The organism is Aeromonas sp. 604176 (genome assembly GCF_049170755.1).
GTDB classification, from domain to species: Bacteria; Pseudomonadota; Gammaproteobacteria; order Enterobacterales; family Aeromonadaceae; genus Aeromonas; species Aeromonas veronii_A.
Map to the genome: position 1 here is coordinate 1 of NZ_JAAKNE010000106.1, position 15,153 is coordinate 15,153.

General features: G+C 57.1%; 16 protein-coding genes and 1 pseudogene. 8 read left to right on the forward strand and 9 right to left on the reverse strand.

Going from position 1 to position 15,153, the window contains the following annotated elements:
• From uvrA to G5358_RS16565, 8 genes are all read right to left on the reverse strand, one after another.
• On the reverse strand, positions 1-2,309 hold a 2,309-nt coding region (uvrA, locus tag G5358_RS16530; protein WP_421324508.1), incomplete at its 3' end, for an excinuclease ABC subunit UvrA.
• 89 nt (positions 2,310-2,398) lie between these two features.
• Positions 2,399-2,713 carry a curli-like amyloid fiber formation chaperone CsgH gene (csgH, locus tag G5358_RS16535; protein WP_254204223.1) on the reverse strand — a complete coding sequence of 105 codons (315 nt, stop codon included), beginning with the start codon at positions 2,711-2,713 and terminating at the stop codon, positions 2,399-2,401.
• A 110-nt stretch (positions 2,714-2,823) separates the two neighbouring features.
• Entirely contained in the window at positions 2,824-4,275 is a 1,452-nt protein-coding gene (locus G5358_RS16540; RefSeq protein WP_216952160.1) for a curlin, read from the reverse strand.
• Positions 4,276-4,309: 34 nt separating this feature from the next.
• Positions 4,310-4,831, reverse strand: coding sequence for a curlin (locus G5358_RS16545; protein WP_201952781.1), 522 nt, complete (start codon positions 4,829-4,831; stop codon positions 4,310-4,312).
• Between the two features lie 186 nt (positions 4,832-5,017).
• Positions 5,018-5,857 carry a CsgG/HfaB family protein gene (locus G5358_RS16550; protein WP_005355003.1) on the reverse strand — a complete coding sequence of 280 codons (840 nt, stop codon included), beginning with the start codon at positions 5,855-5,857 and terminating at the stop codon, positions 5,018-5,020.
• Between the two features lie 7 nt (positions 5,858-5,864).
• Positions 5,865-6,266, reverse strand: coding sequence for a curli assembly protein CsgF (locus G5358_RS16555; protein WP_042063493.1), 402 nt, complete (start codon positions 6,264-6,266; stop codon positions 5,865-5,867).
• A gap of 11 nt (positions 6,267-6,277) precedes the next feature.
• Positions 6,278-6,721, reverse strand: a complete 444-nt coding sequence (locus tag G5358_RS16560; RefSeq protein ID WP_201952785.1) for a curli production assembly/transport protein CsgE — start codon at positions 6,719-6,721, stop codon at positions 6,278-6,280.
• On the reverse strand, positions 6,721-7,368 hold the full coding sequence (locus tag G5358_RS16565) for a LuxR C-terminal-related transcriptional regulator (RefSeq protein ID WP_158113813.1): 648 nt from the start codon (positions 7,366-7,368) through the stop codon (positions 6,721-6,723). The genes G5358_RS16560 and G5358_RS16565 overlap by 1 nt, the downstream gene beginning before the upstream one ends.
• A 426-nt stretch (positions 7,369-7,794) precedes the next feature.
• Between G5358_RS16565 and G5358_RS16570 the strand changes: the two genes are divergently transcribed.
• Together G5358_RS16570 and G5358_RS16575 are read left to right on the forward strand one after the other, a co-directional pair.
• On the forward strand, positions 7,795-8,382 hold the full coding sequence (locus G5358_RS16570; RefSeq protein WP_005340181.1) for a single-stranded DNA-binding protein: 588 nt from the start codon (positions 7,795-7,797) through the stop codon (positions 8,380-8,382).
• Between the two features lie 149 nt (positions 8,383-8,531).
• Positions 8,532-9,275 carry a substrate-binding periplasmic protein gene (locus tag G5358_RS16575; RefSeq protein ID WP_408082992.1) on the forward strand — a complete coding sequence of 248 codons (744 nt, stop codon included), beginning with the start codon at positions 8,532-8,534 and terminating at the stop codon, positions 9,273-9,275.
• 72 nt (positions 9,276-9,347) lie between these two features.
• Here the strand turns inward: G5358_RS16575 and G5358_RS16580 are convergent, their stop codons facing one another.
• On the reverse strand, positions 9,348-9,473 hold the full coding sequence (locus G5358_RS16580) for a hypothetical protein (protein WP_019445191.1): 126 nt from the start codon (positions 9,471-9,473) through the stop codon (positions 9,348-9,350).
• Positions 9,474-9,934: 461 nt separating this feature from the next.
• Between G5358_RS16580 and G5358_RS16585 the strand changes: the two genes are divergently transcribed.
• The 6 genes and pseudogenes from G5358_RS16585 to G5358_RS16610 all read left to right on the forward strand — a co-directional run.
• Entirely contained in the window at positions 9,935-10,837 is a 903-nt protein-coding gene (locus G5358_RS16585) for a cation diffusion facilitator family transporter (protein WP_421314360.1), read from the forward strand.
• Between the two features lie 146 nt (positions 10,838-10,983).
• Entirely contained in the window at positions 10,984-11,268 is a 285-nt protein-coding gene (gene yjbD / locus G5358_RS16590) for a DUF3811 domain-containing protein (protein WP_005340165.1), read from the forward strand.
• A gap of 596 nt (positions 11,269-11,864) precedes the next feature.
• Positions 11,865-12,077 carry a transcription antiterminator/RNA stability regulator CspE gene (gene cspE / locus G5358_RS16595; RefSeq protein WP_005316548.1) on the forward strand — a complete coding sequence of 71 codons (213 nt, stop codon included), beginning with the start codon at positions 11,865-11,867 and terminating at the stop codon, positions 12,075-12,077.
• A gap of 304 nt (positions 12,078-12,381) precedes the next feature.
• Positions 12,382-13,740: an NCS2 family permease gene (locus G5358_RS16600; protein ID WP_421324510.1), complete on the forward strand. Its 1,359-nt coding sequence runs from the start codon at positions 12,382-12,384 to the stop codon at positions 13,738-13,740.
• 238 nt (positions 13,741-13,978) lie between these two features.
• Positions 13,979-15,049, forward strand: a complete 1,071-nt coding sequence (gene dhaK, locus G5358_RS16605) for a dihydroxyacetone kinase subunit DhaK (protein ID WP_064341830.1) — start codon at positions 13,979-13,981, stop codon at positions 15,047-15,049.
• 9 nt (positions 15,050-15,058) lie between these two features.
• A pseudogene (locus tag G5358_RS16610) lies at positions 15,059-15,153 on the forward strand (dihydroxyacetone kinase); the annotation flags it as partial.

Genomic DNA, 15,153 nt, shown 5'->3' on the forward strand with positions numbered 1-15,153 from the left:
CGCTTGCCCTTGCAGACGTCGCACGGTACGTAGACGTCCGGCAGGAAGTGCATCTCCACCTTGATGACTCCATCCCCTTGGCACGCCTCGCAGCGGCCCCCTTTCACGTTGAAGGAGAAGCGGCCCGGCTGGTAGCCTCGGGAACGCGCCTCCTGAGTGCCGGAGAGCAGCTCGCGGATCGGGGTAAACAGGCCGGTGTAGGTGGCCGGGTTGGAGCGTGGGGTACGACCGATGGGGCTCTGGTCGATATCCACCACCTTGTCCAGATGCTCCAGCCCCTCGACACTGCGATAGGGTGCCGGGCTGGATTCGGTGGCCTTGTTCAACTCGCGGTGAGCAATGCGGAACAGGGTATCGTTAATCAGGGTCGACTTGCCGGAGCCGGAGACGCCGGTGACGCAGGTCATCACTCCGATCGGCAGATCCAGGTTGACGTTGCGCAGGTTGTTGCCGCTCGCCCCCTTGAGCTTCAACCACTTGCCGGTGAGCGGCGTGCGCTCGGCAGGAATGGCGATCTGCTTGCGACCGGAGAGGTAGTCACCGGTGAGTGACTCGGGATTGGCAATGATCTCCTCCGGCGTACCCTGCGCGACGATGGCCCCGCCGTGTACCCCGGCTCCCGGGCCGATGTCGAGCACATGGTCCGCAAGGCGGATAGCGTCCTCGTCGTGCTCCACCACGATCACCGTGTTGCCGAGATCACGCAGATGAGTGAGTGTCTTGAGCAGACGCTCGTTGTCGCGCTGATGCAAACCGATGGACGGCTCGTCCAGCACATACATGACACCTACCAGACCGGCACCGATCTGGCTGGCCAGTCGAATGCGCTGCGCTTCGCCGCCCGAGAGGGTCTCTGCGCTGCGCGACAGGCTCAGGTAGTTGAGACCGACGTTCACCAGGAAGCCGAGCCGCTCGACGATCTCTTTCAATATCTTCTCGGCAATCTGGGCACGCTGGCCGGTGAGGTTCAGCCCCTCGAAGAAGGCCAGTGCATCGCCGATGGACTGCTCGGCAATGGCCGGCAGGTTGCGGTTGTCGACGAAGACGTGGCGCGCCTCCTCCCGCAGCCGGCTGCCACCGCAGCTTGAGCAAGACTTGTTGGCGATGTATTTGGAGAGCTCTTCACGCACCGAATTGGACTCGGTTTCCCGGTAGCGCCGCTCCATGTTGTGCAGGATCCCCTCGAACGGGTGCTTGCGCACTACCACGTCGCCGCGATCGTTCATGTAACGGAACTCGATCTCGGTGCGACCGGAACCGCGCAGGATCACATCCTGGGTCTTCAGTGGCAGATCCTCCCACGGCGTCTCCAGATCGAACTTGTAGTGCTCGGAGAGGGATTTGAGCATCTGGAAGTAATAGAAGCTACGTTTGTCCCAGCCGCGAATCGCGCCGTTGGCCAGACTGATGGCCGGATCGCCGATCACCTTGGCCGGATCGAAATATTGCTGCACCCCGAGGCCGTCACAAGTCGGGCAAGCACCTGCAGGGTTGTTGAAGGAGAAGATGCGCGGCTCCAGCTCCGACATGGAGTAGCCGCACTCCGGGCAGGCGAAGTTGGCGGAGAAGGTCATGGGATCGACCCCCTCCTCGCCATCCATCGGCACCACCAGCACAATGCCACCGGAGAGTGTCAGCGCCGTCTCGAACGACTCGGCCAGACGCAGGGCAAGGTCATCGCGCACCTTGAAGCGGTCCACCACCACCTCGATGGTGTGCTTCTTGTGCAGCTCCAGCGCGGGAGGGTCGGATAGATCGCACACCTCGCCGTCGATACGGGCACGGATATAACCCTGCGCCGCCAGATTCTCCAGCAGCTTGGTGTGTTCCCCCTTGCGGTCACGCACCACCGGGGCCAGCAGCATCAGCTTGCTCCCCTCCGGCTGGGCCAGCACCTGATCCACCATCTGGCTGATGGTCTGGGCGGCAAGCGGAATGGCATGGGTCGGGCAGAGCGGCTCACCGACCCGGGCGAACAGCAGACGCAGGTAGTCGTAGATTTCGGTGATGGTGCCGACGGTCGAGCGCGGGTTATGGGAAGTGGACTTCTGCTCGATGGAAATGGCGGGCGAAAGCCCCTCGATATGGTCGACGTCCGGCTTCTCCATCAGGGAGAGGAACTGGCGAGCATAGGCGGAGAGGGACTCCACATAGCGGCGCTGCCCCTCGGCATAGAGGGTATCGAACGCCAGAGAGGATTTGCCCGAGCCGGAGAGGCCGGTGACCACGATCAGCTTGTCGCGGGGCAGGGTCAGATTGATGTTCTTGAGGTTGTGGGTGCGAGCACCCCGGACCACGATCTTTTCCATCTTGTTGCACGCTCGATACAGAAACCTGAGCGAGTCAGTATGGCATAGAGACTACTGGATGAATAGACAGTCATGAGATGAAATGCGCATCATCCGGCGCACGCCATCTGCTCTTTTTTCTCCACCAGCAGCCGCTCGTTTTGCCATATCAGAGCGGTGACCTCGACCCGATAGGGACAACGCAAACCCAGCCCTATTTTGCCAACCGCCATGACCACTCCAGCCTGCAGCGACAGATTACGGCTCTGGCGCTGAGTCGTGCTCCCGGCCGCCCCTTCGCCATGCACCAGCAAGCTGACACTCACCGTCAAGTCGCGCTTGCTGAGCAGCGTTGGCGCAAGTGACAGCCCCTGCTCGTTCTGCGCAATATTGAGGGACAAGCGGATCGACGGATCGGGCTCCATCTCGTTTCCCCTGGCGCTTGCTGGGGAAGCGACGCGATGAACCAGCATCAACCCACAGAGCAGCACCAATAAAAGAGGGGCCCGCAGGCCCCTGAATCCGGAGATGACCATCAGTTGCTACCAGCCCCTTGATAGACATAGGCATGGTTATCGCTGCCCAATACGGTCACATTGGCAGTATTAAAGCTTTCGTTTTGCACCACATCAACGGTGTTGCGCCCCCCACCAACCCCAGCATTGACGTAGACATTGGCCTCGTGCTCAGCGCCGTTCTGGGTCACTGTGAGCTTGTTCTCGCTACCCAAGTAGGACTCAACCTTGGCATTGTTCAACTCACCATCCTGGGTCACTTTGACCACAGACTCAGAGTGAGACGCATCGGCATAGGCCCAGTTGTCAGTGCCTTTCTGAGCAACGACCAGCTCGTTGTCCGAGCCCCAGGTCCAGGCGCCTTTGCCTTCACCATCACGAGCAGAGGCAACCTGGTTGCCAGTTCCGTTCTGGTCGATATCGATGGTATTGCCGCTGCCTGCTTGTTGCACTGCATTGGCATAGTTGTCATTACCTACCTGATCAATGGTGACCGCACCATCGGTACTGCTGGCTAACTGGTTGACCACGGCCTTGTTGTCATCACCTGTCTGGTTGACCAAGGCATCATTGCCAGTACCTTGCTGGTCGGTCTCAATCCGGTTGCGATTACCATCCTGTGTCAGGTCAGCAAACTCCCCGGTTCCAGACTGTTTGGCCAACAGGCCGTTGCCATTCCCGGCATCAGACCCTTGCTGCAGAGTCACCACTTCACCGCGGGTTCCACTTTGCTCAACAGTCGCTACGTTGGCACTATCGTATTGAGTGACGTCTGCATTGTTCAAAGAACCACTCTGAGTCACCACTGCAGATGTTCCTTCCGCCGGTGCATAGTCATAGTTACCGGTTGCCTGCAGCACCTTGGTGATATTGCTCTCTCCACGTTGTACCACTTCGGCGTTGGCTCCATCAGCCGCTGTCTGGGTCACGTCAGCCTGGTGAGCCCCCCCTTCTAGCTGCTGTACACTCGCCCGAGCGAAATCGGATATCTGGTTATTAATGACAGCCCGATTACCATCCGAGATTTGAGTGATCCTGGAGTCAGCTAAGTCACCATTATCTTGCTTGATCTTGGCGTCGTTGCGATCCCCATCCTGCACAACCCCGGCAACCGCACCGCCATTCTCAAATTGCTGAATCACATCAGCAAAGTTGTCGTTCCCCTTTGTATCGATGGAGGCTTTGGAGAGGTTAGTGTCACCTTGTTGCAAGATGTAACCCTCGTTACTGTCACCTACCTGCCGAGTATCGGCATCTGACTGGCCGGTATTCTTTTGAGTGGTAACAGCTGTGTTGTTGTTACCAGCTTGATCGATGTTAGCCTTGTTATCGACGCTTCCCACCACCTGGTTAATGGTGGCGATATTGCCGCTCTGGGCCTGGTTCACCGTAGCCTGGTTGCCAGTAGATGCCGCCCAAGCGGTGCTGGTCGCCAGAAGAACTGCCGAGGCAATGATGGTACGTTTAAACATGATTTCCCTCTCGTGCTAATGGTTGAGCCTAGGCTCAGTTGGTTTGAACGACATTTACTTGCTGATTGGCCCCCATCTGGATGACGGTGGCCGTTAATCCGATTCCGTTCTGCTCGATGCTGGCCTGATTGCCATCACCCAGCTGGATCGCCCGGGCCTGATTGTCTGCCCCTTGCTGACTGATCCAGGCTTCATTGCCGCTGCCTTGTTGCAGCAGCCAAATCCGGTTATTGATGCCCGCCTGATAGAGTTCGGCGCTATTGCCCTCACCCAGTTGCGCACCATTGACCCAGTTCTCATCTCCTACCTGGGAGAGCGCCAACTCATTGGCCCAACCCTGTTGCAGCAGGCGCGCCTGATTCAGCTCCCCTTGCTGGGTGAGGTGCAGTTGCTGCTCGCTACCGAGTTGCCACAACAGCGCCTGATTCCCGTCGTTCTGCAGACCGGAATCCAGCTCGCTTGCCATCGCCAGCTCATCAAAGACGGCAGGCTCTGCGGCGAGTTGCGGGGCGCCCGATATCAGCAGAAAAAAGAGAGCACTCAACAGATGTTTCATCGCGCCATCGCCTTGTTGGAAAACGCCCACAGTATCCCTGTCAGACAAGAGGCGGCCTATCAGGCACTCCGCTGATTCGAGGATGAAAAACACCGCCCTGTCGCTGAGCAGAAAGTCTTAAGTCGTATTCGATAGAGGCCAAAAAAATGCCCTCCACCAGGGAGGGCATTGCGAGAGAGGGAAAACTCAAAGCAGCGGGGCGTTGTCTTGCAGGTACTCCTGCAGGATCGGATTGTCGATATCCCGCTGGTCGGCCAGTTGCCACAGATTGTCCCGTACACCATTGGCTATCAGCCGGATCACTCCGGACTCGATAGCCGACATGACACACATCTGTACCGGTTCGTTGGTGCTGAAACCGGCCTCGGCCTCCAGCAGGCGCTTGTACTCGACGAAGCGGAATACCCCGGCCTGCACCTGTTGCGACAATACTGTCTTGGAGGTGGTGACACTGTTCAGGATCCGGCCTGAACGGATATCGACGGCACGCAGATTGACCGTCACCTGATCGACCCGGTACTCCCCGCTGGCGCCAATGCCAAAATACTTGGCTCCCGCCCCACCGGTTCGTACATTGCTGTCATAGGCGACGATCCCCCCCTCGATCAGGATGTTGGCGGCGACCAGCGAGGGCAGTTGATTGGCATTGTTGCCGGGAACGTTGGGCTTGTTCTGGGCCGCCCGCACAATCTTGCGTTCGGTCAGCAGGTTCTGCAGCCCCTCCCGCTCCAGAGGCACAAACCATTGGGAATCCCACAAAGCCGTGCTCAGCATGGCTACCCCGCCCTGGGTGACCGCCGTGGAGAAGTTGGATGCCGGTGCGGGCAGGTACTGACCGGTCTGATCGCGAAAATCGTAGACGGCCGCGACAATTTTCCCTTTTGGCTTGGGCAGACTGATCAGCTCCTTGTAAGAGACGGATCGCGGCATCAGGGTTGCCTTCTCATCGGCAACGGGCGAGCCAATATGGGTCGCACAGCCAGCCAGCGCAAGCAGGGGCACTATCAATAACAGTTGTCGTTTCATCGCGCCCTCAATCAGCAATCAGGCCATTCACTTCGATCATGGTGGTCTGGTTGGTCACCCGGTCGGTGATCGAAACCACCAGGGTGCCATCTTCATCCACCACATTGATGGCAAAATCATCGGTCACCAGACTGCCGCTCTGGCTGCCATCCTTGCCGATATCGGCCAACAGCTGGCTGATCAGGCGAGATTGCAGGTTGGAGGTCAGGCGATCCAGCGCCGAGGTGCCGCTGCTACCACTGCCACTGGCGGGATCCTTGTAATCATTCTGCGCATTGGCGGTGCCAAGCAGATGACTGCTGTTGAGAGGGTTACCCCCAAAGCTGGGGTTGACGGGGCGATAGACAAGCTCCGACGCATGGAGCGCTGGCGCTATCAGTGCTGCAACTAGCCATAACCGGGCACGCATGAGAAATATCCTTATAGTTCATCATGTTCCAAATCGAAGGTATCCATGAACAGGGTCGCGATCTTCTGCTGTTCGAGGGTCTGCCTGACCTGTGACCAAGCCAGTTTGGCACTCTGCTCCTGCTGATTGCGGCCGGGAGAGAGCGCGGTTTTAAAAATCACCTTCCGGTTATGGGTGATCCAGATCAGGCTGCCCCAGCGAGCAGTCGGGCGCTCATGAATCGTCAGATTTTCTCTGGCATTCGGGTCTTCATCACTGCGCAACCGGGTAAATTCGTTATAAAAGCCCTGACCGAAGCGGGTAAAAGTGCGGTCCAGCACCAAACCATCCACATCCAGCCGATCACTCTCCTGCTCCGGCTGTACCGACTCCAGCGGAGCATCGGCCTCGGCCGCCACAACGGTCGTGAAGCCCCAGAGCAGCACAAGGCAACATGCCAGAGAGAACGCTTTCATCAGTGGGAGTCCGGAGCATCGAGATACTCTTTGGCCCAGCTCACCGCCTGGATCCGGTTCTTCACATTCAGCTTTTTAAAGACGTTATAGAGGTGGGATTTGACGGTGTGCTCGCTGACAAACAGGCTGTCGGCGATCTCGACATTGGAGGCGCCCGTCATCAGATAACGGATGATCTCCTGCTCTCTGGCAGTCAGCAGGGTGTCGTTACGCAGCAGGTAGCTATTGCCCTGGCGATAGTATTCGACCAGCTCGCACAGCAGGTGGCGCGGCATCCAGTACTCGCCCAACAGGATTTTCTGCAACCCGGCAACCAGTCGGTCGAGCGGATCCTGACGGAAAAACAGACCGCAAATCTGCGGCCACATCAGCAGCAGGTCGCGATCCGTCGCAGTGGGAGCATTGAGCAGCACGGTGGCCGCCATGCCAAAGCGTTCGGAGATCGCCCGGTTCCAGCCCAGTGACTGGCCGGAGCGGATATAGTCGAGATCGATGAGAAACAGCGTGCCGTCACACTGGTTATCTAGCTGATTAATCTCGTGGATTAGCTGGACGGGACGGCTCAAATGAGAGATGAGGTATGCAGCAAATGTGCTGGCCTGCACATTATTTTCAGTGACCAGTGCGATCGGGCATGCGGCTTTCATTGTGTGCTCTTCCTTGAACCTGTAAACCACCTAATCTGGCCGACTGAGTCTACCAAGGAGGTATGGGAGCACAATATTAAAAAAGTATGAGAATGGATCTCATAAATATCGTAACCATATGTTTTTAGTCGATTTAAAAACCGATTCCAATTCGCCAATCGGCCAGCATAACAGGAATATATGGCAGAAATGTGATGCCGGACGCGCCCAAAACAGCTGCAACCCGACCATCACTACAGCAGGAGCCAACAGTTACCTTTGGCACATCAAGCAGGTTAAGGATGCTGCCAATCCGCTTCGCAACTGTTACTATGACCGTCACATGCGTCTGCGGGACATTGTGCCCCGCACACAGCAACTAATCAGGTATCTAGTCGTGTTGGACCAGGTTTCGACCTGGCCGGTAAATAAGGTGGAAGAGAGATTATGGCCAGTCGAGGCATCAATAAAGTCATTCTGATCGGTAACCTCGGGCAAGACCCGGAAGTACGCTACATGCCGAGTGGCGGTGCTGTGACCAACATTACTCTGGCTACCTCCGAAACCTGGCGCGACAAGCAGACCGGTGAGCAGAAAGAGCGTACCGAATGGCATCGCGTCGTCTTCATGGGCAAGCTGGCCGAAGTGGCTGGCGAGTACCTGAAGAAGGGCTCCCAGGTCTATGTGGAAGGCAAACTGCAAACCCGCAAATGGCAGGATCAGAGCGGCCAGGAGCGCTACACCACTGAAGTGCTGGTCGACAGCTTCACGGGTGTGATGCAGATGCTGGGTGGTCGTCCGCAAGGCGGTCAGGGTATGGGCCAGAACATGGGTGGCCAATCCCAGGGTAACTGGGGTCAGCCGCAGCAGAGCATGCCTGCCCAGCAGCCGATGAATCAACAGCGCCCGGCACCGGCTCCGCAGCAGAACATGCAGCCGCAAGGCGGTTATGGCCGTCCTGCCCAGCAGCCGCAATCTGCGCCGCCGGTATATAACGAGCCGCCGATGGATTTCGACGACGATATCCCGTTCTAAGAACAGAATATTGAAAAGGCCCTGATAACTCAGGGTCTTTTTTTATGCACTCAGGCTGAACCTCTCAGCCCGAAAGGGATATAACGCTTTTTGGTTGCCTCCCCTACAGTGATGGATATTCTCCACAGGAGCGCTTTGTGAAAAGTGCAATGAAACTGCTCACCCCTTTATTGCTCATGCTGACCAGCATGTTCTCCGGCCAGTTGCAGGCAAAGCAACTCAAGGTCGGGGTTAGCTTTGCCATCCCCCCTTATGTCATCGAAGGCGAGAATCGCGGCATTGAGCTGGATCTGCTGAAAGAGGCGTTCACTGGCAGCGGCTATGAGCCCAGCTTTGAATTTCTGCCGCTGGAGCGCACCTTCCGCCTGTTCGAGTCAGGAAAGCTGGATGCCATCATCAACGTCAGACCCGGTATGGTTGATCCTCACGTTCTGACCCAGCCCGTTATCACCTTCCATAACCGAATCTTCACCCTGCGCAGCACCCACATCAGTACTCTGGACGACCTGCATTCAAAACGGGTAACCGCCTTTCAACGGGCAAGGATCATTCTGGGGGGCGCGTTCGCCACCATGGCCAACCAGAATCCCCACTATGAGGAGGTAGCCAAGCAGCAGGTGCAGGTACATCAGCTGATGCGCGGCAGGGTGGATGCCGTCGTACTGGAGGAGCGGGTGTTCTACTACTACCTCGACCAGCTGATCGCCACCGCCCAGGCAGGCGAGCACTACGAGCGCAATCAGGTCAGGCAAGCAGACCTCTTCCCGCCCACCGTCTATCACTTTGCCTTCCGAACAGCCGATGCCCGCAATCTGTTTGATAAGCGCCTTGAGGCGATGCGTCAGGATGGTCGTTATCACCAGATTTTCGCGGCTTACGGCGCCACGCCGTGAGCCACAAACATAAAAGCCAGCCGGTAAGGGCTGGCTTTGTACTGGCTCCGAAGGAACAGCAGTAGGGGAGCGTTACTTCATTGCGCTGCCGTTTTTCAGTTCTGCTTTCTGACGTTTGGCTTCGCGTTTCTCTTTCAGTGACATCTGCGGTTTTTTCTTGGCATCTTTGCCGTTGTGATGTTCTTTGTTACTCATCATCAAACTCCAAAAATGTTACCCAGACAGTTGGTTCCTCATGGGAGCCAGCATGCCATCCGAATCATCAACTTCAGTACGCTTGGTGGGATGGTGCAAGACCATCACCAGACCCAGCATACCCTCCAGCGGCATCCGGATCCAGCCTCATTCTCGTCCAAAAGATGTCGCGTGCAGCCCCTTGAGAGGGGAGGCCAAACGACCTCAACAGGAAAGACCAAAAAAGAGTAATTCGCATTATTAAATGTTGTCACGCTTATATTAAGTCATCGTTGGCTAGATATTTTCACGGAGAAATATAAATCCCTCTCATTATTTATTTCCGCGCAAGAGGTCACCATTTTAATAAGCATTCGCAATATCATCGGAAACATCAGGTTACAACACCGAATAGGTTATTTCCGGTCAGCCGGATATAATACGCGCCGCACCGAAATATCCGTTTTTATTCAGGAAGCTGTGACATGAACAGAAAAACCAGAGCCGCCATGGTGTCGGTCTGCTCCAATATCAGTCTGATCATCATGAAAATGGTGGCCGGGTTCGCCAGCGGCTCGGTCAGTATCATCTCGGAGGCGATCCACTCCGCCATGGATCTGGTGGCGGCCCTGATCGCCCTGTTCGCGGTGAAAAAGTCCGATCTCCCGCCTGATGAGCGCCACCCCTATGGTCACGACAAGATTGAAAATGTCTCCGGCGTCATCGAAGCACTGCTTATCTTGCTGGCCGCGGGCTGGATCATATTCGAAGCCGTCGACAAGCTGATCACCCCCATCCCCATCGAGAGCATTGGCTGGGGCGTACTGGTGATGGTGATCTCGGCGCTGGTCAACAGCGGCGTCTCTGCCTACCTCTACAAGGTGGCCCGAGAGGAGGAGTCGGTCGCGCTGGCTGCCGATGCGCTTCATCTCAAGGCGGACGTGCTCACCTCCACCGGGGTCGCCGTCGGTCTTGGCGGGATCTGGCTGGCCGGTCTGTTCGGCCATTCACTCGCCATCCTCGACCCGATGGTCGCCATTGCGGTCGCCATCTTTATTGTCAGAGAGGCGATCAGCATGCTCAACGAGGCCTTCCAGCCGCTGATCGACCAGAGTATGAGCCCGGAAGAGCTGGCAATGACCAGCCGCATCATCACCGAATGCTGCCCTGCCGCCAGCGGTTTCCACGATCTGCGCAGCCGTCGTGCCGGACGCCGCCGCCATATCGACTTCCATCTCACCCTGCCCCCGGAGATGAGCATCGGCGAAGCCCACGATATCTGTGATCGCATCGAACACGCCATCATGGCGCAGTTGCCCCACGCCATCGTGCTGATCCACGTCGAGCCGGAGGAGCAAGAGCTGCCCTCACCGCTCGCCATAAATTGAAATGTGGCAAACAGGCGGGAAAGTGGCAGCGAAATAACAGAAAGTTGGCACAAACCCGCATTTTTACTGCCGGAAAGCCGATTGCATAAGAAGTGATCGGCACAACTGTGTTAGGGTGTCTAACCACCCTGCCGCAGGAGCGCGCCGTGAAAAAGCTGGAAATGAAAGATCTGACCGAGGCCGAAAAAGCCGAGATAGCCTTGTTATTGCAAAAGGCACAAGCCAATGCAGACCACCAGCTGACCAACGGAGAGCGGAACAAGATCCGCGAAGAGGGTCGCCTGAAAATTGTGGCCGACCGCGCCGAAGCGGCCAAGGCAGCCTCCAAGCTGGCTCGCGAGAAAGCCAAAGAGCGCGCCAAGAACCAGGTACTGCCGGAAACCTTCAGCTGGATTGATTCGGTCAGCAACAAGTTTCGCAGCAAGCGCTGATCCCCTCTTGCAAAACGCCCGCAGGCACAAGTGCCAGCGGGCGTTTGTATGTCTGGGCAATGCTCGATGGGCCAGATTTGGCGCCGCCATTGATTTGCAGCCCAGAAGCTAATCGCAGCAGCAAAGAAGTGATTTACATTGTGAGTTAGAGAGAACGCCAACTGACAATCCCCGGTCTATCGCCACCTTTTTCATTTTTTCTCATATTTTTTGCCAGAACTGGCTACATAGTCAGGACAAAAAAGCCGAATCTGACTTGCCACAGGGTGATATGAGTCTGCACTGATTTTTCTATGCCGTTGAAATGCATCATATTTACTATAAAAAATGATATTTTTGGCTGTTACAAAACATTAATATCGAGATAAAGTTTGCTTTAAAAATGAGAGCGTGTTTTAATCTTTCTCGATGGTTCGGCAGTTCAGACCTGATTATGTTAGGCAGTCATTTTAGTAAAGCAGTGATTAGCATAAGCGTTATCCTCGGATAATTCTTATCAAATAATTCTCCTTCTTTAGTGCTCCCCATACGTATTGCTGACGAAAAATCAAAAATTGCCATTTAGGTGGCATTCAACACTATTTAAGGAAATTATTATGTCTAACAAAATGACTGGTACCGTTAAGTTCTTCAACGCTGAGAAAGGTTTTGGTTTCATCTCCCCGGCTGACGGCAGCAAAGACGTGTTCGTACACTTCTCCGCTATCCAGTCCACCAGCTTCAAAACCCTGGACGAAGGTCAGCGCGTTGAGTTCACCATCGAGCAAGGCCAGAAAGGCCCGGCTGCTGCCAACGTAGTTGGTCTGTAATTCAAGCCGGAGCATGCTGCTGATGGCTCATGCCAACTGCTGACAGCTCTGCAAGAATTAAAAAAACCCGCTTAGGCGGGTTTTTTGTTTTTCCCCGCTTTTTCCTCACTGATCTCCCCTCCCCCGACCACTTGATCCCTCCCTTACACACTCTCACCGCTTGAGCCTTAGAATGAGCTCCGAATGGACTCAAAATGTAAAATAGTGACGAAAAAGTCAGGTTATCCGCTGTATTTGCCGCGAATTCTTGCTATTTTGCGCGCCACCAACGCAAACGATTTCCTTCACACTTTCAGGATTAGTTATGGCAAAGCAAGATATGGCCGCCCAAACAGGGACAGGCGGCTTTCTGGACTCTTATTTTTCCATTTCTGCGCGCGGCAGCAGCGTGCGTCAGGAGCTGGTCGCGGGGCTGACCACCTTCCTGGCGATGGTCTACAGCATCATAGTGGTGCCGAACATGCTGGGTGCCGCCGGCTTTGAGCAGGGCCCGGTGTTTGTGGCCACCTGTTTGATCGCCGCCTTCGGCTCCCTGCTGATGGGGCTGTGGGCCAAGCTGCCAATGGCTATCGGTTGCGCCATCTCCCTCACCGCCTTTACCGCATTCAGTCTGGTACTGGGTCAGGGACTGAGTATTCCGGTCGCGCTGGGCGCGATCTTCCTGATGGGTGTGCTGTTCACCCTGATCAGCGTCACCGGCGTGCGCCAGTGGATCCTGGACAACCTCCCCTCCGGCATCGCCCACGGTACCGGCATCGGTATCGGTCTGTTCCTGCTGCTGATCGCCACCAACGGTGTTGGCATGGTGATCAAGAACGAAGGGGCCGGTCTGCCGGTACAGCTCGGTGAAGTGACCGCCTTCCCGGTCATCATGACGGTGCTGGGTCTGGCTGCCATCTTCGGTCTGGAGCGTCGCAAGGTGCCGGGCGGCATCCTGATGGTGATTATCGCCATCTCCATCCTCGGTCTTATCTTCGACCCGAAAGTGACCTGGCAGGGCTTCTTCGCCATGCCGAGCCTGACTGGTGAGAAAGGCTCGCTGGTTGGCAGCATGGATCTGCTGGGCGCCCTCAATCCGGTGGTCATTCCGACCGTACTGGCGCTGGTGATGACCGCCGTGTTTGACGCCACCGGTACCATCCGTGCCGTGGCCGGACAGGCGGGTCTCATCAACGAACGTGGCCACATCATCAGCGGCGGCAAGGCCCTGACTGCCGACTCCGTCAGCAGCATGGTGGCAGGTGCCGTTGGCGGTGCTCCGGCTGCCGTCTACATCGAATCCGCCGCAGGCACCGCGGCCGGTGGCAAGACCGGCCTGACCGCCGCGCTGGTCGGCGTGCTGTTCCTGCTGATGATCTTCCTCTCCCCGCTCAGCTATCTGGTACCGGCTTACGCCACCGCACCGGCGCTGATGTATGTCGGTCTGCTGATGCTGGGCAACGTCACCAAGCTGGACTTCAGAGACTCGGTTGATGCCCTCTCCGGCATGCTGTGCGCCGTCTTTATCGTGCTCACCTGCAACATCGTCACCGGCATCATGCTGGGCTTCGTGGCGCTGGTCGTTGGCCGCATCTTCGCTGCCGAGTGGAAGAAGCTCAATGTCGGCACCGTCATCATCGCCGTGGCGCTGGTGGTCTTCTACGCCGGTGGCTGGGCCATCTAACCCGTCCGCATATTCCGGTTGTAGCGAAGGGCCCTGCGGGGCCCTTTTTCATGGCTGTGAGTCAGCTAACAGTTTCCCGCCTGCCAGCCCTGCGCCGTTTCAGATTGAAACACCGAGCCCCCTTCTGCTGTTTCAAATCCGAACCAAATCACCCGTCATTTTTATCCCTTTTTCTGTCGTTAGACTGGCTCCATCAACCATTTGCCCACCCGTGCGGTGGCAAGCCAAGGAGTGAGCCATGAAGAAACTGATCAATGCCGTCGATGCTGTGGTCCGTGAACAACTGATGGGGATGGCAGCCGCCCACCCCGAGCTCAAGGTACGTATCGAACCCCACTACATCACCCGCGCCGACTCCCCCGTGATGGGTAAGGTGGCGCTGGTCTCCGGCGGTGGCAGCGGCCACGAGCCGATGCACGGCGGTCTGGTGGGCAAAGGGATGCTGGATGGCGCCTGCCCCGGCGAGATCTTTACCTCTCCGACCCCGGATCAGATGTACGAGTGCGGTCAGGCCGTTGATGGCGGCGCGGGCGTGCTGTTTCTGGTGAAGAACTACACCGGTGACGTGCTCAACTTCGAGACCGCGGTCGAGCTCCTGCACGGCGACGGCGTAAAAGTGGGCTTCGCCCTGATCGATGACGACGTGGCGGTCAAAGACAGCCTCTACACCGCCGGTCGCCGTGGGGTTGCCACGACCGTGCTGTGCGAGAAGCTGGTCGGTGCCGCAGCCGAGGCGGGCTATGACCTTGCCCGCTGCGAGGCGCTGGCCCGCCGCATCAACAACCAGAGCCGCACCATAGGCGTGGCCATGCATGCCTGCACCGTGCCGGCCGCTGGCAAGCCCTCCTTCACTCTGGCGGACAACGAGATGGAGTTCGGCGTCGGTATCCACGGCGAACCGGGCATCGAACGTCGCCCCTTCACCGACCTCAATACCCTGGTGGACGACATGTTCAGCGAGCTGGCGGACAACACTCCCTACGGCCGTACCCTGCGCCACTGGGATCGCACCAGCGGCAGCTGGCAGGAAGAGCACACCTTTATTGAACCACTCAACAAGGGCGATCGGGTTATCGCGCTGGTTAACAGCCTCGGCGGCACCCCCATCTCCGAGCTCTATGGCGTCTATGGTCGCCTTGCCACCCTGTGCGAGGAGGCGGGCATCCATCTGGTGCGCAACCTGATTGGCCCCTACTGCACCTCGCTCGACATGACCGGCATCTCCATCACATTGCTCAAGGTGGATGATGAACTGATGACCCTGTGGGATGCCCCCGTTCACACCCCCGCCCTGCGTCGCGGCTGCTAAGGAGAACCCATGTTAAGCAAGCATCACATCGTCAACTGGCTGCTCGACTGCGAGCATATCTTCACCGAGCAGCGTGACTACCTCACCGCGCTGGATACCGACAT